Consider the following 24,341-nt stretch of genomic DNA (forward strand, 5'->3'; position numbering starts at 1 on the left):
CTTTATAAGTTAATCTAGCGGCTGGCTCAGCGAATCAATGCGGATTGCGGGGGCGATAAAATCAACAGCCTGTTAGAAAATTCGATTATCAAAAGAGGTATGAATATGACAGTTCGCCGCCGCGCAGGCGGCTTAGAAATAACTCGGCTTGCTCTTGCTGAATCGTAATGTGTTCGCCGCCGCGCAGGCGGCTTAGAAAAACTCAGACAATTACGGGACGCCCATGATTAAGTTCGCCGCCGCGCAGGCGGCTTAGAAATGATCGATAAATACAATTGGAATCTGCTGAAAGTTCGCCGCCGCGCAGGCGGCTTAGAAATCGAATGCGAAATTTTACGACTTAAAACGTGGGTTCGCCGCCGCGCAGGCGGCTTAGAAATGCCGAAGAAAGGGCGGGATTGTGCTGATTGAGTTCGCCGCCGCGCAGGCGGCTTAGAAAATTGCAATGTAGTGCAGCCACATCATCATGCTATCGAGTTGACGCACAATGTTCTAATAGTAAATGCTTCGGTGGCCATGGCGGTTACTCCGGCACAAAATCGGTCATTAACTACCTGGGGTGGAAACTTTTCAACGCTCTTTTCCCTAGGACCCTGGAAAGTGTTGCACGGCTAACGCCAAAAGCTCGATCTCCGTTACGGCGAGGATCGAGCAATTTTTTTAAATCCTGCTAGTCTTGTTTCGAATTTCAGGCTGAATGAGACTTGACATTGGAAGAAGATATCACAGTTGATTTGTGCGTTTTGCAAAGCCATTTGGACGGCATGCTCAGTCGCGTTCAGCAAAACAGTCTGACCTTAAAGCGCTTGCAAGCCTTTGAAATGCGTTTGTTGGGCTTGACCTCTCTGACCGAAATGATCGAATTCATTCTCGGTGAAACCAAAGATCTGTTTAATCTCGACGTGGTCAGTCTGTGCTTGTTCGACCCCAAGGATGAAATTACCGCGCTTCTTGCCGACGACCATTATGAATATCAAGCCCGTTCCGGCTTGCTGATCGTCGAAAACGAACATCTGTTCAAACACCATTTCGATTATAGCGACCGGCCGTTGCTAGGCTTGTTTCAAGCCGAAAGATACGCCCCGTTTTTCGACTCGGATGCAAAACGTCCGGCGTCGGTCATTCTGGCGCCGTTGATGAGACGGGGGCGGTATTTGGGTTCATTGAATTTCGGCAGCGATAATTCGGATCGTTTTATTCGTAACATGGCGACCGATTTTATCGAGCATTTGGCTTCGGTGCTGAGCGTGTGCCTGGAAAATACCTTGAATTTCGAAATGATGCGCCGCACCAGTTTGATCGATCCTTTGACCGGCGTGAACAATCGGCGATTTCTTGAACAGCGTATCGAAGAGGAATTCGATCGCAGTATGCGATCGCGGCGGCCGTTATCCTGTCTGTTTCTAGACATCGATTTTTTTAAAAGTATTAACGACAATTTCGGACATCAGACGGGCGATTATGTGCTGTCGCAAGTGGCGTGTTCTATTAAGAAGCAATTGCGCAGCAATGATGTGTTATCGCGTTACGGCGGTGAGGAATTTGTGGCCTTATTATCCGAAACGGATGAGATCATCGGCGGCGAAATTGCCGAGCGGATCAGGTCTAATATCGCCGAATTGCCGATTCACTATAACGGGCAGTCGGTACCGGTTACGATTTCCGTTGGTGCGGCGACGTTTGATCCGAATCGAACCGGACAGAGCCGAGGTGTACGAAAAACAGAATATTTGATCCAGGTGGCCGATAGCGCATTATACGAAGCCAAGCACGCCGGCCGAAACCAAGTCAAAAACAGCGGCGTGGTTTTTTAACAACCGCTTTGGCGGGAATACCGTCTCCGCAGCGTACGGTTAGATTCCCGGTTTGTTGCTGATACCGGTCAGCGGTACAAACCGAACGCCCAGTACGGTTCGGCTTTTCATTTCCTGATTCGCGCCTTTCTCAAACACCATCAGCTCCTGATAGCCATAGGGCGAGCCCATCGGAACCACCAAACGGCCCCCTATCCGTAATTGGTCGGTCCAAGCCTCGGGAATACGGGGCGCCGCGGCCGTGCAAACGATACCGTCGAAAGGCGCATGTTCAGGCCAGCCGAAGCAGCCGTTATCGTTCTTGACCTCGACGTTATCGCAACCCAGGCTTTTAAGCTTCTGGCCGGCGCTTCTCGCCAGAGTTTCGATGATTTCGATCGAAAATACTTTCTTCACCAATTTCGACAATACGGCCGCTTGATAACCCGAACCGGTCCCTATCTCCAAGACGATATCCGTCGGATTCGTTTCCAGAAGATCGGTCATCAAGGCGACGATATAGGGCTGGGAAATGGTTTGTCCGGAACCGATCGGTACCGGCCCATTGTTATAGGCCAGGCTGCGCAAGTCTTCCGGCAAGAATTCGTGTCGCGGTATTTGTTTCATGGCCGCCATCACTCGAGTGTCGAGCGCGTCTTTGTTGATGTAATGGCGAGTCATGTCGACTTCGGCCCGAATGTCGCTCATCATGCGATCTATATCGTGCATAAATTAGCCTCCACAAATTGTTACCCGACGCTCGCGGAATCGTTTTTTGCTTGACAGGCACCGGCAAACTAAAATCAGTATAACGCTAACTTAAAACAAGGTGGGCGCTATGAAAGCAATGGTGTTGGAGAGCCTGTGCGACTTAAACGTAAATCGGGCGCCGCTGGTATTGCGTGAGCTGGCGAAGCCGACTCCGGCGGAAGATGAAATTCTGCTGAAAATATCCGTTTGCGGCGTTTGTCATACCGAGTTGGATGAAATCGAGGGACGTACGCCGCCTCAACGCTTACCCGTCGTGCCGGGTCATCAAGTCGTAGGACGAGTGGAAGCCGTAGGCGGCGATGTTCGTAAGTTCCAGGTCAATGATAGAGCCGGCGTGGCTTGGATTTTCAAGGCATGTGGGCGATGTAAGTTTTGTCTAGCGGGCATGGAAAATCTTTGTGCGGATTTTAAAGCGACAGGCCGGGACTCTCACGGCGGGTATGCCGAATATATGACGGTGCCGTCTGAATTCGCCTTCAGCATACCCGATGCTTTTTCGGACGAACTGGCAGCTCCGCTGCTTTGTGCCGGCGCCATCGGTTATCGATCTTTACGCCTGACCGGCTTAAAGAACGGCCAACGCCTCGGATTGACCGGTTTTGGCGCATCGGCGCATCTGGTGCTGACTATGGCGCGTTACCGGTTTCCGGATAGTGAAATCTATGTGTTTGCCCGGAGTGCCGACGAACGGGAGTTCGCGCTTGAGCTAGGCGCTGTCTGGGCGGGCGAAACAGAACGGCACGCTCCGAATAAATTGGACGCGATTATTGACACGACGCCGGCATGGAAGCCGGTCGTCGAAGCGTTGGCGAATCTGGAACCCGGCGGACGGCTCGTGATCAATGCCATACGCAAACAAGACGATAGAAGCAGCCTGTTGAATTTGGATTATCCGCTTCATCTTTGGCAAGAAAAGGAAATCAAGAGCGTCGCCAATATTACGCGCCGGGATGTCGAGGAGTTTTTGAAATTAGCCGCCCAAATGCAACTTCGGCCGACGGTTCAGGTGTTTAGCCTGGAACAGGCCAACGATGCGTTGATTGAATTGAAGCAAGGCAAGATTCGCGGCGCCAAGGTGTTAAAAATTTCCTAGGTACCGCTGTCATTCAAGAGCCAAGTTTGATGTGCCGCACCAATTCGAACCGGCTTGGTAGCTCGCTTTCGGTAATCGGCGAAGCGCAAGCGGTTCAATTGGTTTCAACTTCGTAATTGAGTTTAACCCGATGTGACGTTCCGGACTGGCTTTCTACCGAGAAGGATTGGGTTAATTTCTTTTTTAACACCAATACCGCTTGACTGTTGAAGATACCCAATTGGGTACCGACATAAAAATCCGGGGTCAAATACTCACCGAGCGCAACTAAGGTGTCTTGCATGGTCTTGCCTTGTTTGACTTCGAACTCGTCGATGCCTAATTTTTCCGTCAACCACGAGAATTGGCCGGCGCCGTAAGATAGTGCCGCGCTAGCCAGCATATTGCCATCGGATTTACCGACCTGATCTAACGATGAACCCGTAATGAGGTAAGCCAATGCCTCCGATTCAGGCAGCGCCGGCTCCGAATAGACTTTGGTCTTCGGCGTTTTCAACGGTCCGCTGACACTTAAAATCGCAGTCACTTTTTGGTCTTTGGATAGACGGCTAGCTTCCACATCCAGCCAAGGTGCGTCGATTGGGCCATTAAAAACGAAACGGCCTTTGCGTATGGTTAAATCCTGGCCGTAACTTTGGTAACGGCCCTTTTTCATTTCGATTTCGCCATGCAGCCTGGTTCGCTGCTGTTCTTTAACCATGTTTAACCGGCCCACTAGCTTTGTGTCCAAACCAAGGCCGGAAAAACTGACCTGATCGCCCAACTCGATATCGATATCGGTGTCGATGTCGGGTTCGGCGACCGGCTTTTTCTCCGACTCGGCAGCTCCTACGATCACTTCATCCTGGCTGACGACCACCGCATTTTTCGGCAGTTCCTGCATGACGATTTTTGCCTTCGGAACGGTAATGCGGCCTTTGGCTTTGCCGGTCATTTCATCCAGTTTCAGATTTAAGTCGGGGCTCAGCGCGACTTCGGCTTCCGGCAATTTGGCGATTTCGAAATCGCTGCCTTGCAGTTGAATCTCGCCGTTGCCCTTCAGGTCGGTCAGGCCGTGAATATTCAGATCGCCGCCGCCGGACTTGGCATGCCCGGACAACATTAATCGCCCGGCGTACACGTCGCCGGAGACAAGATTCAATTCAATGTCTTGGATCGAGATACCTAGCGGCGTGACAGTGGTTGACGCCTGGCTTAGTTTAACCGAACCGACTGATTGCGGTTGTTGAGTTGTCCCTTTAATTAGGAGGTCTCCTTTTATCTGACCTGTGACATCCGCTAGTCCCGGTACCAAGGCGTTGAATTGGCCCAAGTCGTGGATGTGTGTGTTCAGTTGGCCGGATAATCTATCGCTAGGGCCGGTGTCCACCTCAAAATTGGCTCGCAAAAAATCCTGGTTGCGTAACTGTAAATCGAGGCGGGCATCGATTTGGCTGCCGTTTAATTCGCCGGCCAACGACGATGACATAAACGCCAGCTCGACCTTGGTTTCCGGCGTTTTGAAATCGATTTTGCTGTCGGCGGGTATATTTAAACGATAGTCGCCATACCAAGCGTTTTGTTGTTGCCGCAAATTGGCGCTGAAATTTAGTCTGCCGTCAAAATGCGGTTGGTAATTAGCGTCCGGTTCGGACAGGAATTGAGGGGCGAATGCACCGTTGACTCGGATTTGGTTGTGCGGCCCTTGCGGGCTAAACACATCCAGGGCTATCGTATTCAGCGCTATTCCCGCCTCGGGTAGCGTGACCGCGCCGTTTCTCAGATTCAGATTTCCGGCGATGCGGGGAGAGGATGCGCTACCGCGCAAGGATAGGTCGGCGCTTAATTGGCCCTTGATCTCGGTTGCTTGCGGGATAAATGCCCGAAACAATGCCCATTGCGTGACGGATGCGGTGATACGGCCGGACAACGTCCCGGACGAATCGGTGTTTAATTCCAATTCCGCGCGCAGATAATCGCGCTCGGCCAGGGCTAGATCGGCGTTGGCGGTTACCACGGTTTGTTTAAGCCGACCGTCTAACGTCAGTTTGCCCAAATTCAGTTCATGCTCAGCCGTTTCATCGCTCAACGCGATTTTTGTAGGCGCCGGCATCTCAACGCGATAAGTGCCTGACAGGCCGCCTTTCTGTTGCTTCAGGTCCGCATTGGCATTCACGATGCCTTTTATCCCCAAGTTATCGGGAAAAAAAGCCGAGAATAAATCCGTCGGCAAGGACGCAGCATCGAGTTTCACCGCAAAGTCGCGGTTGGCTCGATAATCGGCGTCCATACACAAAAATGCCGCGTTTCGTTCGACGCAAGTACGGGATAGGCTCGCGTCGAAGCCCGCGTCTTGCTTGCTCGCGGTTAAATCGGCGGCATGACGTAATCGCCAGGTTCCGGCCGTTGCCGTCGCAATCGTTATTTTTTGCAGTTTGCCTTGCCAGGCCTGTTTTTCCAGCCCACCGCTAATGGTGCCGGAAAGCGATGCCTGTGAACCCTTGATATCCAAATTAAACCGGTGTTTGGCCGGCGTGCCTTTGCCTTCGAGCATCAATTTGTCAATTTGATGAGTGCCGGATGTAAGACGGCTGACATCGAGTTGAAAATTCGACGATTTTTTTTCATCCGGTTGGTAGTCGATCAACAAGCGGAGTTTTTCCACGCCATTTTCTTGATATTTCAGTGCATCTGCGTTGGCCTGAATGCGTGTTATCGGATTTTGCCAATTGCCTTGAATATGACCGTCGGCTTTTAATGTGCCCGCCAAACCGGGCCATAATGCAGCTAAGGCCGGCGTATCGATGTTGAATTTAAGATTCGAATCGACCGGGGCCAATTTTCCATGGGCATCGATCCGGTTGCGGCCGGACCGGATATGCAGATTATCGATATCGATAATATCGTTAACCATGGCCAATCGGCCCTGCGCTTCAACCGGTTTGTCGTGCAAACGGCCGCTCAGTTTTCTGATTTCGGCTTGTATTTTTTGGGAATTATCGTTTAGCGTGCCCGCCGCGTGCGCGTCGAATGTGAGTTTGCCGGCCAGCTCGGCAGCGAAAATGCCCGGGTTGAAGTCTTGTCCTTTGGCATTTATATCGAAAGTGGTCGCATCCAGCCAGCCGATGTTTCCGTCTAAATTAAATGAACCGGCGCTCGATACGATATGGAAATCGTCTATCGTGATCGCTTCGGAACTGCCGTGGCCGGTAAAGTGTAATTCAGCCTCCGGCAAATAGGCCTGTGTTAAAGGTCCGTCGAGTTTCACTTGATAGTCATCGCTTGAACCCTTGATTTCGACGAAGCCTTGCGCGCTGACGAATTGCTGTTCGGACCCCGTAAAAGGCCAGGCCAGCCGTTTCCAGTCGCCCCGGATGTCGAATTCCGGTTTATTCAATAATTCGTTTATTCGACCTTCCACCTTTAATTCGAACGGCGAGGACTGGCTGCTACTGAGCTTGATCTGATTGACGTCGCCCTCCACCATGGTATCGGCTTGCCACCGGCCGTATTCGGCGGTATCCAATTGCCAATGGCTTTGCAAGGAAAAGGGAAACTGTTTGCCCAGCAACACTGCGCCGTCGGCCTTTATCGAGACGGGTTCCGCCGTCAAAGACAGCGAGCGAAGTATCAGCCGGTTTCGTTCGGTAGTCGCCGAAAGCGTGAGATGCTGCACAGTCATTTGATCGTCACCGCTTTGGTAGTGCAGCTGCGTAATGGCCAGCTTGTCGACGGTGATTTGTATCGGCGGGGCAAAATCGGCCCGCCAATCGAAAGGGGGGCTTTCCTCGGTTGTATCGCTAGGTGCCAGATTTACGCTAATGCCGTCCGCACTGAGATCGACGATTTTCAAGCGTCCGAACAATAATCGTGACGGTTGCCACGTCAGATTGAAATGGTTGATATCGACAGTTTCGGTTTCGGTTTGATAATGAAAACCGGTAATGCCGATTCGATTTAGCAAGCGGCCTTCGACTTTCTGTATCGAGGTTTGAGCGGGAAGCGCCGATAGTATTCGCCGCAGCAGCCAGCGGCTGCCGGTTTCGGTGTTGAGCATTGCAAACAAACCGGCCGGTATCAGCAATATCAAGCTTAACAGTATAAGGGCTAGGCGTTTTTTCATAAACGGGTGCCGGCGGCGAAATGGATTCGAAAGGACTCGTTAGCCGGGTCTAACGGTACGGCGAAATCGACACGAACCAAACCGATGGGCGAATACCAGCGTACGCCGAGGCCCACGCCGGTCTTGAAACTGATCTGATCGAGATTGAAGGCGTTACCGCTATCGACGAAGGTTGCGACCCCCCAGTTCTCGAGTATGCTCTGTTCGTATTCCACGCTGACGACGCTCAAAAAACGTCCGCCGATAATATTGCCGTCGTCGTCCTTTGGCCCCAATTCCTTATATCCGTAGCCGCGTACACTGTTCATGCCGCCGGCATAGAATCGATAAGTGGTAGGCAGGTCGTCGAAATCGCTGACGGTTGTGGCCCCGAGTTCGCTTCGTAGTATAAAACGGCCGTTCCACGGACTCGGATGCATCCAGGTGGCCTGCATCGACCCTTGTGCCATACTGATCTGCGATAAGGGGTTTTCATAAGTGCCGGCAAGATTGAACAGCAAACGATAACCGCGAGTCGGACGCAACGGATTATCGGCTACCGAACGTAACCAACTGCCGCCGGGCAGTAACATCAACGTATCGTGGCTCTCGGCATTGTTCTTGAAATGTTCGTAGACTTCGTCTACATAGAGCGTTTGTTTCCAACCGCTTTCGAAGGTATGTTTTAGCCGGGCGGAGAGTTTGGCGGATAACGAATCGAACGTGTCCGTGTTTTCCCGCTTCAGTCCTCCGCCGAAGCTAAAAAAGTCGGTCAGAGGGTCATCCAACGGTACGTCGTATTCGGCATCGGCCACCGATAATACCGGAGAAAAATCGAGGTTGAAGTTCACGAAATGACCTTGTCGATTCAGGCGGCGGTTTGCGTACGAAGCCCCAAGCAACGGGCCTTTGTCGGTATCGTAACCGAGGCCTATGCTGTAATGATGTACTTTTTTAGGAGATAAGGTCAGATGAATCGGCACATGCAGGTCTTCGACTTGCTCCAATTCGGGACGGATATCGATGCTTTTAAAATAGCCGCTCATCGAAAGATTATTATACGTTTTTGACAGGACTGAAGCGTTGTATTCATCTCCCGGCTTGATCGGAACAAACTTTTCGACGAACTCGGGATTCAGGATATCTTGATCGATCGCCACCTTGCCGAAGAGCAGGCGCCGCCCGCTGTCGAAACTCAATTCGATTCGCGCGGTATTGCGTTCTTTGTCGATGAGCAGTTTTTTTTCGATAAATTTATTGTCGAAATAGCCTCGTTCCATCGCCAAGGATTCGATTTTGTTTTTCATGGCCTCGTAGCGGCCATGGTTTAATACCGATTTAAGCTCTTGCTTGAGCTTGTCGAGTAGAGCCTGAAATTCGGGATCGTGTTTCGCTTCACCCTCCAGCACGATGTCGATGCGGTCGATAATGACCGGCGGTCCCGGAGTAATTTTAAATTTGGCTTGCCAGCAGTCCGTATCGAAAGCCAAGTCTTTTTGGGTTTTGCTATGGTAATAACCGACCGCGCGCATGGCTTCGTCGATTTCATTGCCGGCCTCGAAGAAAAGATGGCGTATTTTCCATTCGGGGCTGTCGCATGGTTCTTTTGCCAACGAAAGCGTCAGTTTTACATTGGTCTCGGCTTCTTCATCGTCTTCCAGCCCCAATACCTCGGCGTCCGCAGCCGCAGCGATCGGGTATATGAGTATGCTTATCCAAGCGATACGGCATAGTAACTTGATGAATGACATATGGCGACATAGTAATTGAATCAAGTATAAGAATCTATTCATAGTCGAAGCCGCACGGGATTAGTAACGGGTGAGGCGGGAATCCTATCAGAGTAATGCCGGGCAACGACGTTGACCCGGATAAGCCGTTTTCGCTGCATCCCAAGTTTTATAGCGATTAAACGCTAACACTGACGGCGTTTCTTTCTTTGCAAAGGATATTTCTCCGATACAAAAATAGGCTATAGTCTGCGGATAGGCGACAACAAAAACCAAACCTCTTTTTTTGACAGATCAGCGTCGAGACGGTTCGAAAAGGTATCTGAGTGGAACATTCAAATTCGGAGCATCCTGATGTATTTATTAGCTACGCTCACGCCGATGACGAAGCGCCGTTTGGCGTTAGGTTCGGTTGGGTTACAACGTTTGTCGAAGAATTGAAAAAACGCCTGCGCAGTAAATTGGGCAATAGCGGCGCCAATGTCTGGATGGACTGGCAGTTGCACGCGAACGACCAAGTGACCGAAATGCTGATGGACAAGGTGAATCATAGCCGCGTACTGGTGTTGTTTATGTCGCCAGGTTACGTCAGATCGCAGTGGTGCCGGACAGAGCTGGGTAATTTTCTCGAACGCAACCAGGCCAGCAAGAACCGGGAAAGCGTTTTCATCGTCGAATTGGATCGGACCGAGCGGGAAGCCTGGCATAGGCGATTGCAAGAGTTGACGCCTTTGAGATTGTGGCGGGAAGACTTGGACGGCATTACAGAAACGCTGGGTATTCCTGTGCCTAAGCCGGATCAGGACGACCCTTACTGGCGTAACCTCAACAAGCTGGCTCACCTGATTGCCGAATATCTGAAACGCGACCAACCGCCCATCGGGCCGGCGCCGCTTTCGGCCGGCATCGTTCAAACGGACGCCAAGCTGGATTCGGCGCTCGAACCGAAAAAGCCGACCGTTTGGATTGCCGAACCGACGGACGATTTGATCGATCAGTGGGAAATGCTGGCGGAAGGAATAATCCAAAGCGGGGCCCGGGTTCTTCCGTTAGGGCTGGATACCTATCCGCGCCGAGCGGAAGCCGAATATCGGGTGAGTGTGCGCGCAGAACTCAGCGGATCGGATTTGTTCGTGCAATTATTGGGTCAGGTGCCGGGGCGCCGCCCGAAAGACGGTCAAGTTTCTTTCACTGCGCTACAAGCCGAACTCGCAGCTGAATGCGCCCGACAGAGTAGGGTCGATTTCCTGCGCTGGCGCAACCGCGAGATCAATTTGGAAGACATTGCCGACGGCCGATATCGGCAATTGTTGACCGGTGCGGTAGCCTGTGGTTTCGAAGAGTTTCGGCAGCGCGTGCTGACGCGTATCGCGGATTTGAACAAACCCTTACCGGCGGAACAAGCCATTAGCGATACCGTGAACGAATTGGCGATTTGCGTCAGCGCCGACAAAGCGGACCGCGATTTAGGCTTTCGGATTCGCGATATTTTACTGGAGTTGGGCACGGACGCTCTGACCACGCCGACCGAGCCTTATTCCGGGCAGACGCCGACGGATTTCAATGCGCAATTGGACGAAGTCATGCTTGGCAGCCAAGGCGTGATCATTGTCTACGGGCAATCGTCCCCGGCCTGGGTTCAGGCGCAGTACGTCAGAGCTCGCAAGGTGTTGTCGCAGCAGCGCAAAGGCATCTGGGGCGCGTTGCTGGATGGTCCGCCCCGCGATAAGCCCGATGTAGGGGTGGCTAGCCGTAATCTGATGATGTTGGATTGCCGCGAAGGCCCGCAGCGCCGGCCTATCGAACGCTTCGTCGATGCCTTGCGCGGAGCCGGCCATGCCTGAATTTCACGAAGTCACCCGGCCTTATCCGGGTTTGCGGCCTTTCGAGTCTTGGGAGGGCGAAATTTTCTTCGGCCGCGAGGAACATACCAACCGGCTGCTCGATATCTTGCAGCAACAGCATTTCCTGGCGGTGATCGGGCCTTCCGGTTCCGGCAAGTCCAGCTTGGTGCGGGCAGGCCTATTGCCGGCCTTGCCGCTGGGCTCTATCGGTACCGGATCGGATTGGCGGACCGCGGTTCTGCGGCCCGGTAATCGGCCGATGCAACGCCTGGCCCTGGCGCTGTTGGGGAGTGCGGCATTAGGAGTCGAACTGGTCGGCTCCGACCGATTTCCAAACAATACAGGCCGTCCGACGAACGAAGTTGCCCTGATCGAAGCCGAGCTGCGTCGCGGGCCGCTGGGTTTGGCTGAGGTCGTCAAGGAAGCGAGAAGCCACCACGCCGCCGCAGAGCCCTTCAACCTACTGGTAGTGGTGGACCAGTTCGAGGAAATTTTTACTTATGCCGAGGCGGGCGCTCACCAGGCGGACGAATCGGAGGCCTTTGTCAACTTGCTGTTGGCCCAGCGGGCAGAGGCCGATCAGCGGATTTACATCGTGTTGACGATGCGCACCGATTTTCTCGGTAACTGCGTTCGATTTCTGGATCTCCCTGATGCCATCAACCGTGCCCAATATTTGACGCCAAGGCTAACCCGGGAACAGAGCAAAAGCGCCATTATCGGTCCGGCACGACTTTTCGATGGCGACGTCGAGCCTAGCCTGGTCGACGAAATGATCAATGCCGTCGGTTACGACCCCGACCAGCTACCGATACTGCAGCATGCGTTGGCCCGCATGTGGGAGCGAGCCGAAAGCCGGAAAAAAGCTAAGACCTATATTACTTGGGGCGACTTTAACGGGGTGGGCGGCGTTTCGAATGCGCTTTCGAAGCATGCCAACGAAATATTGGCTTCATTGTCGCCTAAAGGTCAAATAGAGACACCACTGTCGCCCAATCAGCGCGCCGCAGAGATATTGTTTCGCGCTATCACCGAATTACGCGTTGGCGATGGCGGCGGTCAAGCCGTGCGGAGGCCGCAGTCGCTTCGGCAAGTCGCGTTATGGTCCGATAAAGATTGGCAGGCTTTCCTGCCGGTCATCCATGCCTTCGCTGATCAGAACGTCAATTTCATTCATTATGTCGGGGAGCTGAATGAAGATACCGTCATCGATATTTCCCACGAAGCGCTGATCCGCCAATGGGAACTGTTGAAGGAATGGGTCAACGACGAATCGCAAATGGCCCGAGAATACCGGCGCTGGCGGGAACGCGCCGAAGCGAAAGCTTCCGGCGCGGGCGCGCTGCTGGCCGGTGCCGATCTGGCTCGTGCGATTGAGTGGAGAGAGGGTTCGGCCCGGAATACACAATCCTTTTCCAAGCCCGGCTCGGCTTGGGCGACTCGTTATAGCCGAACGCCAATCAATGAACATGGAAATGAATTCGGAGATGTTCTTAAATTTATCGAAGATAGCGAACAAGTCGTACTACGCGCGAAAAGACGGGAGCGCCGGATTAAATTGATCATGGTCGGGCTAACGATCATGAGCCTGGCGGCAACGGTTGTGGCCACTCTCTTTTCCGTTCAGGCCCGCGATAGACTGATTGCCTCGGAAGCCGCTGGATTGTGGCATCCGCTGGATTTCTCGGAAGATGATTTAAACATTACCGAGAAACGCGCCTTAGGATTACTACGGCTAGCGCGTAGCGACGCATCTCACCAACAGGCGTTTCTAGAGCAGTTGTTACGAGGCGAAGCTTTGGCGAGTTGGTTCAATTCCCAATCCGGCTTAGTTCTGAGCGCTGCCGTTGGTTTGAATTTGCAACGAAGAAACTGGTTTATCGAACGCCTGCACGAAATTCCGTTCGAAGCAGAGCAAAAAAAGTCTCTTGTTGTGGCTCGATCGCTTGCTCTGCTCGAGCTAGACGGCGATGTCCGTGCCGATATGCTGATAGCCGCGCTGCAAGTGGCGCAAGGTCAGAATCAAATAGATGCCCTCATTTCGGGATTGACTGCGGTTGTGAGCGACGGGGTCGGCGAAAGCCAAATTCCTAAGGCGGTCGCAAGCTTGATCGCAGCCATCCAATCGGAACAACCGGGATATTCGAAAGTCGCTCTGGGTCAAGGATTGGTTACAGCGATCGGCAAAATGCCGGCGAGCGAAGCGGAATTGACGGTGGAAGAACTTATGGAGGTCATTCAGGAATCATCGGATTTGAAGCAGCTGGATGCCCTCGCCCAGGGCTTGGTCGCCGCGGCCCGCAAAGTGCCGGAAGGCCGAACGGGAACAGTGACGGACACACTGATGATTGCATTTCAGGCGGCGCCTTACTACGTCCAACAAGCGGCCATCGCACAAGGTTTGGCAGCGTTGCTTGGCAATAATCTGTCGGAGAGCCAGACTCGGATGATGGTAGACGCTCTAGTGGCGCCGCTCCAGACCGTGGGGGATGACGAAGCACTGGCCCTTGGTAAGGCCCTGGCGGCAGTGGTTGGCAAAACCACTGGAAATCAGGTTCAAACAATCACGGAGATGCTGATCGCCGAGCTGCAAGCGGCCTATTTTAAGGGCCAAATGGTCGCTATTGGTAAAGGTTTAGAAGTCGTTGCCGGAAGGTTGCCGGAAAACCTGACGTTTCCATTGATTCGGAAATTAACGATCGCACACCAGACTACATATTCATTCGAACAACAGGAAGCATTCGGCAAAGCATTGGTGACGATGGCCGGCATGGTGCCGGAAAGCCAGACGGAGACGGTAACCGAACAGTTGATCGGCTTGCTCCAAGCTGAGAATGTGTCGTCAGTTCGGCAGGTGTATTTGGGTAATGCATTATCGGCAGTCGCACGCAAGCTGCCGGAAAGCAGTGTCGGTGCCGTAAGCGACAAGCTTATGCTCGCTCTCCGAATCGCCGATCAGTATGAACAACAGGAGGCGGTCGGAAAAGGTTTGGAAACCGTAGCGGCTAAGGTGCCGGAGCGTTTCGCGCAGAGGCTGACGGATAAGTTGATCGACGAACTCGAGAATAGGGCAAAATCTTCCGTACAAATGGTTGTCCTTGGCAGTGCGCTGGAAGCGGCGGCCGGCAAGCTGCCGGAAACTGTGGCGGAAAGCGTGACGGATCGTTTGATCGGCGAACTTAAGTCGCTGAAGTACACCGAACAGCGGGTGGCTGTCTGTCGCGGTTTGGTCGCTGCCGCCGGCAAGATTCCTGCGGACGGATTGAAAAAGACAGCGGACAACATGATCGGGGTGATCAGAGAATCAAGCAACTCCGATCAATTGTCGGTGCTGGGTAATGGCTTGGCGGGGGTGGCCGCCAGAGTTCCGGAAAACCAAGTCAACGCATTGGTTAACGAACTCGTTGCCGGGATAGAGACATCGCAGGATTCGGCTCACTTGATTGCCTTCAGTCTGGCTTTGGCGGCGCTGTCCGGCGAGTTACCGGATTTTCAGGTCGAGAGCGTGACCGATAATCTGATGGCCGTGCTCCGGAGGACGTCGGACTATGGCGAGTCGCGAGCGCTCGGCCTGAGCGCGGCAAACGTCGCCAGGTATATTGCCGACGATCAACAGGCCGCCTCCGTGCTATTCGAACTCCTGAAAAACCCTTTACTCCCCCGCGATGCGCTAACCGACGCAATTCGCAAGCGTTTCCCCGACGCACCGAGCAAAGACCAAGGTTTCTGGGTGCTGATCGAATGGGCGGACCGGCAGCGAAAGGAAAACCGATTCCCTAATCTGGACTTGGCGTCACCGTTAAAACCCCCGATAGAAACGGCCGCCAGCCAACCAGCCCGCATTCAGTGAACAAAGCGCCGCGCGTTTTAAAACCGCACGCTACCCTCAAAAAAGCGATTATTAATCAATAATATACAGCTGATTCTAAGCGAAATCGGCTCAAGCTGTGCCTGATCGAATATAATATCGTCGATTTTGAACAAGCAACTCTTAATTAAGGCCGCACCGGCTAAGGTTGCCTTATGCGCCCCAAGCCATCATTTTTATCGGATTTTTGCCCCATTTAGTCTATGCCTTTTGCTCCTCTAAGCTCGATATCAAGCCGAATCATTCTGACACTTTCCAAGTTGCCTATCCGTTTCCCTTGGTTGATCCTACTGCTGTTCGCTTTGATCAGCGGCTTCAGTCTGAATTACACCATGCATCACCTGGGAATGAATACCAATACCAGCGACTTGTTATCGCAGGATTTGCCGTTTCTTAAAATTCGGGCCAAGTTGGAAAAGGCGTTTCCCAAGGATGCGGGCGCCGTGATTGTGGTAGTGGAATCGCCGACACCGGAACAAACCGCAATGGCTGCGGAATATGTGGAAAAGCGTTTACAGAAGGAAAAACGTTTTTTCGAATCGTCGTATATTCCGGTTGATAATGCCTTTTTTCGCCGGGAAGGTTTTTTGTACCTGAGCCTACCTGAGCTCGAGGATTTATCGACTAAATTGATCGATGCCCAACCGTTTATCGGTTATTTGTCCGAGCATTACAATTTCGCCGGTTTGATGGAAATTATCGGGCTGGCATTGGAAGGCAAGGAGCACGACTTGACCATGCCGATGGATCCCCTGTTGAACGCCATCGATCAGTCTGTCGTTTCGACCAAGGCCGGCCGGAATCATTACTTGTCATGGCAACAATTGCTGACCGACACCAGCTTAGGTGAGGATCAAACCAGGCGTTTGATTATTGCCAAGGTCCATGTGGACTTCAAGCAACTGATGCCGGCTAGTGGGTCGATGGCGTATTTGCGAGGCTTGGCCGGCGAGACGGCCAAACGATTTCCCGGGGTCGAACTGAGCTTTACCGGCGATGTTGCGCTTGAGCATGAGGAACTGGAAACGGTTAATAAGGATATGGTGGTTTCCAGTATCGCTTCGTTGGTGCTGGTGTGTACGGCTTTATGGATAGGTTTGCGTTCGTTTCGTTTATTGTTGGTGACGTTTATCGCATTAGTCGTCGGCTTGGTTCTGACCGCCGGTTTCGCCGCGCTGACGATAGGTCATTTAAATCTGATATCGGTGGCGTTTGCGGTGTTGTATATCGGCTTGGGCGTGGATTTTGCCACGCACTTGTGTTTGCGCTACCAGGAATGCCGCGGAGAGGGAATGGATTCCGAACAGGCCATTTCGAATAGCATGAGTACCGTCGGCCGCTCGCTGTTTTTATGCGCCTTGACCACGGCCATTGGCTTTTTGGCGTTTATTCCAACGGATTTTGTCGGGGTATCGGAATTGGGTATTATTTCCGGCGCCGGGATTTTTATCGGTTTGATCACTTCGTTGAGCTTGTTGCCGGCCTTGTTGAAATTACTACCGATCAAGTCGTGGCCGGCCGACGGCGGCGCAAATTTTCCGGCGTGGGTTTATGCTTTTCCTTTTCGCCATGCCAAGGGAATTTTGATCGGTGCGGTGGTCGCGGCTATATTGGCCAGCTTGAGCTTGACGCGGGTGCGCTTTGACTCCAATCCGATCAATTTGCGCGATCAGACCACCCAGTCGGTGATCGCATTCAAAAAATTGTTGAAAACCAAAAACGATTCGCCGTTTGCCACGTCGGCATTGACGGATAGTTTAGGACATGCCGACGAATTGGCGGCTAAATTCGCCAAACTGCCCAGCGTGCACGAAGCGCTGACGCTCAGTAACTTTGTTCCGGAAAACCAAGACGCTAAGCTGGATATCATCGATAACTTGAACCTGATCATGCCGGTGCAATTGAATCGTTTCGAAACGGCACCGGGGCCGTCCGACGTCAGAGCCGCGCTAATCAAGCTAAGCGGCATTTTACAAAAAATACTGGATCAGCCAACCACGCCGGCCACGCGAGAGGTATTGGCCAAATTACATCAGGATATAACGGATTTCGTTGAATTTGCCGATACCCGGTCTGACCCGGCCGGACAGTACGCAAAATTGGAAAACAGTATCCTAGGATTGCTGCCGCATACGATGCTGATGTTGCGCGACGGACTGCGGGCCGGCGAGATCGGTATCGATGATATACCGGAAGAAGTCCGTTCGCATTGGGTTAGTAAGGACGGCTTATACCGAGTGCTGGTATTTCCGAAGCAGGATTTAAACGATCCGGAGAACCTAAAGAACTTTGTCAGCCAAATCTTGGCGACCGATCAGAATGTTTTCGGTTTGCCCATCGGGGAGGTCACTACCGGCCAAGCGGTAGTCCGGGCGTTTGTGCAAGCCTTCACTAGCGCATTCGTGATGATTTTTCTGCTGCTTCTGGTGTTGACGCGTAGCTTCAAAGAGACCTTGCTGGTCGTTACTCCGTTATTATTAGCGGCCTTGCTGACTGCCGCGGTTAACGTGTGGTTGGAAAACCCGTTTAATTTCGCCAACATCATCGTACTGCCGTTGCTGTTGGGTATGGGGGTGGACAGCGGCATTCACATCGTACATCGCCTGCATCATCAAGCGGATCATACGCAACTGCTACAATCCAGCTCCGCTCGCGGCGTGTTTTATAGCGCATTGACCACGCTATGCAGTTTTTCCAGCTTGGCTTTCAACACGCATGCGGGTACCGCAAGTATGGGCTTGTTACTGGCTATCGGTATTTCGCTGATGATTGTTTGCAGTCTATTGGTGTTGCCGGCGATGTTGGCTAAATTCCGCGTCAAAAAATAATTTTTCAACCATCGAAATCTTGAGGCCGCCGGTTTGTGAATTTTTCCGCGCGGCTTTCGGTTTCAACCTTCCTCTATTCTGATTGGGAAGCCATCCACGTTTTGACTGGCAAGCGGCCGGACAAAGTGGCTTGCTGACCGGTTTTATCATCATCACCTGCAGTTCGAATAGGAGAACCATGCTCTTTTTATCTAAAAAACAGGATTGGCTAGGCAACATCCGCGGCGATGTGTTGGCCGGTGCGGTCGTCGCGTTGGCGTTAATTCCGGAAGCGATCGCTTTTTCGATTATTGCCGGAGTCGATCCTAAGGTTGGGCTATATGCCTCGTTTTGCATTGCCGTGATCACGGCTTTTGTCGGCGGCAGGCCGGGTATGATTTCGGCCGCCACCGGTGCGATGGCCTTGCTGATGGTGACCTTGGTCAAGGAGCACGGCTTGCAATATCTATTGGCTGCGACCTTGTTGACCGGGGCTTTGCAAATCATCGCCGGCTATTTGAAATTGGGCAGTTTGATGAGCTTCGTATCGCGTTCGGTCGTGACGGGATTCGTCAATGCCTTGGCCATTTTGATTTTCATGGCGCAGCTGCCCGAATTGACCAACGTGAGCTGGCACGTTTATGCGATGACCGCGACCGGTTTGGCCATCATTTATTTATTCCCTTATTTGCCGGTGATCGGTAAATCGTTGCCATCGCCCTTGGTTTGTATTATTTCGATGACGGCGGTTTCCATATATTTCGATCTGGACATTCGCACAGTCGGCGATATGGGCGAACTACCGGATACCTTGCCGGTTTTCTTGTGGCCGCAGGTGCCGCTGAATTGGGAAACCCTGGCTATCATTGCGCCTTATTCGGTGCCGTTGGCGGTGGTCGGTTTGCTGGAATCCTTAATGACTGCGACCATCGTCGACGAATTGACCGATACGACCAGCGATAAAAACCGCGAATGTAAAGGCCAAGGCTTGGCTAATTTGGGCGCGGGCGTGTTGGGCGGTATGGCCGGCTGCGCGATGATCGGCCAATCGGTGATCAATATCAAATCCGGCGGGCGAGGGCGCTTGTCGACCTTTATCGCGGGCACTTTGTTATTGATTATGGTGGTGTTTCTGGACGAATGGATTTCCCGAATTCCGATGGCGGCGTTGGTGGCGGTGATGATCATGGTATCGGTAGGTACGTTTAGCTGGCGCTCCATCCTTAATTTAAAAGAGTATCCGGTATCCACCAACGTCGTGATGCTGGCGACGGTGGGCGTGGTGGTGTGGACGCATAATCTGGCCTTGGGCGTATTTGTAGGGGTGTTGCTGGCATCGTTATTTTTTGCCAATAAGATCAGTCACTTCATGTATGTCGACTCCGCTTGGGACGAGGCTTCGTCAACACGGACTTACCGTGTGGTTGGCCAGGTATTCTTCAATTCCGCCGATAAATTCACGAACGCATTCGACTTTAAAGAAGCCCTGGACAGGGTCATTATCGATTTACACCGGGCCCATTTCTGGGATATTAGTTCGGTGACGGCGTTGGACAAGGTCGTGTTAAAGTTCCGGCGCGAAGGGGCGGTGGTGGAATTGGTCGGTCTGAACGAGGCCAGCAGCACCATCGTCGACCGCTTCGGCGTGCACGATAAACCGGAAGAGATTGAAAAAGTCATGGGAGGCCATTGATGCAAATTCAAGAAAATACCGTATTGGCCTGCGTGGACGGGGCGAAATTGACCGAGGCCGTGTGCGACTATGCTGCCTGGATCGCGCAGCGGGTCGGCGCTCCGTTGAGCTTGATGCATACCATCGATCATCATCCGGAAACGGCGAACATGATGGACTTGTCCGGCAATATCGGGGTCGATAGCCTGGATCAATTGTTGGAGGATATCGCTCGCCTGGATGAACAGCGCAACAAACTCAAGCTTCAGCAAGGAAAATTGATATTGCAGGCGGCTAAACAACGGGTGCAACAAGCCGGGATAGAGGAACCTTTCTTACATCAGCGTCACGGCGGTTTGGTTGAAACCTTGATCGAATCGGAAGACAGGTTACGGGTGCTGGTGATCGGTTTGCGCGGCAAAGTGCACGAAAACCAACCGAACGGAATCGGCGCCAAGCTCGAATCCCTTATTCGCTCGCTGCATAAGCCGATACTCGTGGTAAACGATGTGTTTAGCCCGCCTAAGCGCATCATGATCGCTTACGACGGCGGCAAGGCCGCGGAAAAAGCCGTGGATATGGTCGCCGGCAGTCCGCTTTATCGCGGCTTGTGCTGCCATTTGGTTTGCGTCGGCAATGACGGCCAATCCGATGCATTGCTGGACAGGGCGGCCGGTAAGCTGAAGCAGGTGCCGGATTTGGAATTAGTCAGTCAAAGCTTGAGCGGCAAACCGGAGCAAGCCTTGTGCGAGTATCAAGCCCGGCACGACATCGATATGACGGTGATGGGCGCCTTCAGCCATACGCGTTTTCACGATTGGCTGTTAGGCAGTTTCACTACGAAGATGCTGACACACAGCCCTAAGCCGCTATTGTTGTTGCGCTGATCGGCCTTGGCTTAGGATTTGGCCAAAAACCACTTCCCGTTTTGCCGGTGCGAACCCTGGAGCATACCGAATGAGGAACGCCGTGAACCCTTCCATGGGGGAGCGTCCTTGCTGCCGACATCCTCACTCGGTTCGCCCCCAGTGACTATTGCCATATCGGGAAGTTATTTTGGACGATATCCTTAGGATGATGCGGCGTGCCACGGCTTATATAATTTTGAACAAGTCTAATTGCGGGGTTTGAATCGGAACGGGCTCCACTTTCCATATATCGCGGCAATATTCGACGATGGTTCGGTCGGATGAAAATTTGCCGGAGCGGGCGGTGTTCAAAACCGACATTTTTTGCCAGTTCATATTGTCGCGATAAGCCGCATCGACTTGGTCTTGGCAGAGCCTATAAGCTTCGAAGTCGGCGAAGACCTGATACGGGTCGCTGTACAGCAAGTTATCGGTCAGGTTGCGGAATACCTCCGTGTCGCCATGAGAGAAAAAGCCGGTATTGATTAAATCGATGGCCTGTTTAATATAGGGGTTGTTGCTGTAATGGTCGTGCGGCCTATAGCCTTTTTTCCACAACGCTTTGACTTGGTCTGCTGTGTTCCCGAACAGGAAGAAGTTGTCCGCGCCGACTTCCTCGCGGATTTCGATATTGGCGCCGTCCAGAGTGCCTATGGTCAACGCGCCGTTCATGGCAAACTTCATATTGCCGGTGCCCGACGCCTCCTTGCCGGCGGTGGATATTTGTTCCGACACCTCCGCCGAAGCGTAGATGTGTTGGCCGTTGGTGACATTGAAGTTCGGTACGAATACGACTTTCAAGAGGTCCTTGGTGTGACGGTCGCGGTTGACGACATCCGCGACCGAGTTGATCAGTTTGATGATCAGTTTCGCCATGTGGTAACCGGGTGCGGCTTTGCCCGCAAAAACGAATGTGCGCGGATGTAATTCGAAATGCGGATCGGTTTTCAGGCGTTGGTATAGGCTGATGATGTAAAGGATGTTCAAGTGTTGGCGCTTGTATTCATGGATGCGCTTGACTTGCACGTCGAATAAGGATTCGGGGTCGACACCGAATCCGGTGCGTTGATACAGGTTGACGGCGAAGTCATGTTTATTCAGGCGTTTTGCGTCTTGCCACAGTTCCAGAAAACCGGAATCTTCGATTGAAGCTTCCAATTTTCTTAATTCCGCTAAATCTCCTACCCATTTGTCGCCTATTGCTTCGGAAATGACACGGCTTAATCGTGGGTTGCATAAAGCCAACCAGCGTCTTGGGGTGACTCCGTTGGTTTTATTGCTGAATTTGGCCGGACAGAAGCCGAAGAAATCTTTCAGCACCTCTTCCTTTAACAGTTCGGTATGCAACGCGGCTACGCCGTTAATGGCGTAACTGCCAACGCAGGCCAAATGCGCCATGCGTACCTGGCGGGTTTCCGCTTCAGAGATTAAGGACATGCGCATCACTTTTTGCACATCATTCATATATTCCGCCCGGATCTTATCCAAGAAGTGGTGATTGATGTCTAAAATGATTTCCAGGATTCTGGGCAATAAGCGGCCCATCATGTCGACGGGCCAGCATTCCAATGCTTCCGGCAGCAGCGTGTGATTAGTGTAGGCGAAGGTGTTTTGCGTGATGTACCATGCGCTGTCCCATGGCGTATCGTTTTCATCGACTAACAGGCGCATCAGTTCGGCAATAGCGATGGCCGGATGCGTGTCGTTTAGCTGCGCCGCAAATTTCTCATGAAACCGCTCTAATTTGATGCGCTGGGTTTTCATGATGCGCAGCATATCCTGCAGGGAACAGGACACGAAAAAATATTGTTGCGCCAGCCGCAATTCCTTGCCTTGCAAGGTGCCGTCGTTGGGATACAGGATTTTGGTCAGATTTTCGGACGAGACTTTTTCTTCGACGGCACCGTAATAATCGCCTTGATTGAAACGGCCGAAGTTAAATGATTCCGGCGCAACGGCTTGCCAAAGCCTTAAAGTGTTGGCGGTGTTGTTTCGGTAACCCAAGATAGGCGTATCGTAAGGTATGCCTTTGACTATCCACCCCGGGATCCATTTGACACGGCGTTCGCCGTATTCATCGATTTGGGTTTCCGTATGGCCGCCGAGCTTGATCTCAACAGCCCATTCCGGACGCACAAGTTCCCATGGATTGCCTTTGAGCAACCACTTATCGGTTTTTTCGACCTGCCAGCCATCGACGATAAGCTGTTCGAAAATTCCGAATTCGTAACGTATGCCGTAACCCACCGACGGAATTTCCAAGCTGGCTAAAGAGTCCAAAAAGCAAGCGGCCAAACGCCCTAATCCTCCGTTGCCCAAACCGGGTTCGGGTTCCTCGGCTAACAAATCGTCGATTTTCAGGCCCAACTCTTCCATGGCTTGGCGGATTTCATCGGTCAGACCTAAATTTAACAAGTTCGACGCCAAATGCGGTCCCATCAGGAATTCGGCGGATAAGTACGCGACGGTACGGGATTTATTGCTGGTATATTCGTTTGCCGTGCCGACCCAGCGCGCCATGAGCATGTCGCGAACGGTATAGGCCAAGGCCATGTAGTAATCAAACGTGGTGGCCAGAGCCGGAAATTTTCCTTGAACGTTGACCAGGTTGCGGAAAAAGCTGAGTTTGATTTGTTCGGTTGTTGGTGTTTCGCTATTCGTCATAGTGACTTCCGTTGAATTGCGGGTTAGCGATCTATTCGGCGGCGTGTGTCTCGGGTATTACTGAATATAAGCAAAACCGAAGCCAGGAAAATCATGGATGAAAAAGGCTCTATGAAGTGAGTTTGATTTTGTAGTGCCTACACATCCAATACGGCTGCCGGATAGGCGGGAGCCGGCTAAAACCGTGCGGTCAGAGCAATCTGAAGTGTGTGGCGGCAAGTCTTATATCAGATAGACATAAGTAACTTGTCGGAATTGACTACTCATTTTGATAGGGATGCTGCACTAATAATGAGCGCGGCCCTCCTGAATTCAGCACTTAACTGGTGCGCGCATGAAGCCGTGTTGGAGAGAATAATTGCCTGAACTGAAACGGTTCAAACTCGGCCTGACATTTGGAAAATTCAACCGTAGAATAATTGTCGCCTCATCCCCCAAGCGCTGCGTATAAAGCGAGAGCTGAAGTTCCACTGGGTCAACGTGGAAGTCGGAAGGGTCATAATACCGTTTGAAGGCCGGGGACAATATCATCCGGCCCGACGGAAAGGATCCTACTTTGTTCAGGCAAGCGAAGAACGGAGGATCGGCGGATTGCCATGGACGCTACCAACCCCGGAAAAGATCTGGACGCTACAGACGACTGCATGGATGCAGGAGCTATAGCAACGCACGAGCAGTTGCTGAGGAAACTAAGAGGGCTCAGGATATTCGGAATAACGCGGTAAACTGTCGCCGTCGCAGGACCAGTCGGCGCGCGAGTCCCAAAAAATGCGTGCCTGCGGCTTGATCGGTGCTTGGTCGTCCAGGGAGCCGGCCGGAATCATGACGCCGTCGATTTCCGGCACGAATCGGGCCACCGCGCTGCCGCATTCGCTGCAGAACTGGCGGGCAAAGCGTTTGGCTTCCGGCACTTTAAAACGCTTCAACAGCGATTCGCCTTGGGTAAAGACCAACGCCGCGTTCGATAGGAATAAATTGCTGGCGTGGCCGGCGCCGGACGACTTTCTGCAGCGCGCGCAATGGCAATGGTAAAACCGCTGCGGATCGCCGCTGGCTTGATATTGCACGGCACCGCACAGGCAACCGCCTTTTAAGGTAACTTCCGACATG

Annotated in this window: 12 protein-coding genes and 1 CRISPR repeat array; of the genes, 7 read left to right on the top strand and 5 right to left on the bottom strand. The window is 52.5% G+C overall.

From position 1 onward, the window contains the following. The first annotated feature begins 111 nt into the window (after positions 1 to 111). Positions 112 to 439: direct repeats of the CRISPR family, unit length 28 nt; unit sequence GTTCGCCGCCGCGCAGGCGGCTTAGAAA. A gap of 271 nt (positions 440 to 710) precedes the next feature. Continuing rightward, on the top strand, positions 711 to 1,814 hold the full coding sequence (locus ACW73I_RS18345) for a GGDEF domain-containing protein (protein ID WP_458030885.1): 1,104 nt from the start codon (positions 711 to 713) through the stop codon (positions 1,812 to 1,814). 39 nt (positions 1,815 to 1,853) lie between these two features. Here the strand turns inward: ACW73I_RS18345 and ACW73I_RS18350 are convergent, their stop codons facing one another. Further along, positions 1,854 to 2,522: a protein-L-isoaspartate(D-aspartate) O-methyltransferase gene (locus ACW73I_RS18350; RefSeq protein ID WP_458030886.1), complete on the bottom strand. Its 669-nt coding sequence runs from the start codon at positions 2,520 to 2,522 to the stop codon at positions 1,854 to 1,856. 109 nt (positions 2,523 to 2,631) lie between these two features. Here ACW73I_RS18350 and ACW73I_RS18355 point away from each other — a divergent pair, with 109 nt between their 5' ends. After that, positions 2,632 to 3,657 (top strand): zinc-dependent alcohol dehydrogenase family protein, encoded by a 1,026-nt coding sequence (locus ACW73I_RS18355; protein ID WP_458030887.1) that lies wholly within the window; start codon positions 2,632 to 2,634, stop codon positions 3,655 to 3,657. A 94-nt stretch (positions 3,658 to 3,751) separates the two neighbouring features. On the opposite strand, the gene ACW73I_RS18360 is transcribed toward ACW73I_RS18355, so the two are convergent. Both ACW73I_RS18360 and ACW73I_RS18365 read right to left on the bottom strand, forming a co-directional pair. Next, complete coding sequence (locus tag ACW73I_RS18360; RefSeq protein WP_458030888.1) at positions 3,752 to 7,759, bottom strand: translocation/assembly module TamB domain-containing protein; 4,008 nt, start codon at positions 7,757 to 7,759, stop codon at positions 3,752 to 3,754. After that, a complete protein-coding gene (locus tag ACW73I_RS18365) occupies positions 7,756 to 9,531 on the bottom strand; it encodes an autotransporter assembly complex protein TamA (RefSeq protein ID WP_458030889.1) in 1,776 nt (591 codons plus the stop codon). Before ACW73I_RS18365 ends, ACW73I_RS18360 begins: the two co-directional genes overlap by 4 nt. A gap of 263 nt (positions 9,532 to 9,794) precedes the next feature. Between ACW73I_RS18365 and ACW73I_RS18370 the strand changes: the two genes are divergently transcribed. The 5 genes from ACW73I_RS18370 (at position 9,795) to ACW73I_RS18390 (ending at position 20,546) form a co-directional block, all read left to right on the top strand. Continuing rightward, positions 9,795 to 11,312, top strand: coding sequence for a toll/interleukin-1 receptor domain-containing protein (locus tag ACW73I_RS18370; protein WP_458030890.1), 1,518 nt, complete (start codon positions 9,795 to 9,797; stop codon positions 11,310 to 11,312). Next, a complete protein-coding gene (locus ACW73I_RS18375; protein ID WP_458030891.1) occupies positions 11,305 to 15,162 on the top strand; it encodes an nSTAND1 domain-containing NTPase in 3,858 nt (1,285 codons plus the stop codon). The genes ACW73I_RS18370 and ACW73I_RS18375 overlap by 8 nt, the downstream gene beginning before the upstream one ends. A gap of 221 nt (positions 15,163 to 15,383) precedes the next feature. After that, positions 15,384 to 18,008 carry an MMPL family transporter gene (locus ACW73I_RS18380; RefSeq protein ID WP_458030892.1) on the top strand — a complete coding sequence of 875 codons (2,625 nt, stop codon included), beginning with the start codon at positions 15,384 to 15,386 and terminating at the stop codon, positions 18,006 to 18,008. A 178-nt stretch (positions 18,009 to 18,186) separates the two neighbouring features. Then, positions 18,187 to 19,680, top strand: a complete 1,494-nt coding sequence (locus ACW73I_RS18385; RefSeq protein WP_458030893.1) for a SulP family inorganic anion transporter — start codon at positions 18,187 to 18,189, stop codon at positions 19,678 to 19,680. Then, positions 19,680 to 20,546, top strand: coding sequence for a universal stress protein (locus tag ACW73I_RS18390; RefSeq protein ID WP_458030894.1), 867 nt, complete (start codon positions 19,680 to 19,682; stop codon positions 20,544 to 20,546). Before ACW73I_RS18385 ends, ACW73I_RS18390 begins: the two co-directional genes overlap by 1 nt. 207 nt (positions 20,547 to 20,753) lie before the next feature. On the opposite strand, the gene ACW73I_RS18395 is transcribed toward ACW73I_RS18390, so the two are convergent. Continuing rightward, on the bottom strand, positions 20,754 to 23,231 hold the full coding sequence (locus tag ACW73I_RS18395) for a glycogen/starch/alpha-glucan phosphorylase (protein ID WP_458030895.1): 2,478 nt from the start codon (positions 23,229 to 23,231) through the stop codon (positions 20,754 to 20,756). A gap of 689 nt (positions 23,232 to 23,920) precedes the next feature. Beyond that, the gene (locus ACW73I_RS18400) at positions 23,921 to 24,340 is read right to left on the bottom strand and encodes a GFA family protein (protein WP_458030896.1); all 420 of its coding nucleotides are present in this window, start codon (positions 24,338 to 24,340) and stop codon (positions 23,921 to 23,923) included. Between the last annotated feature and the right edge of the window lies 1 nt (position 24,341).

This window comes from Methylomonas sp. MgM2 (assembly GCF_054172045.1).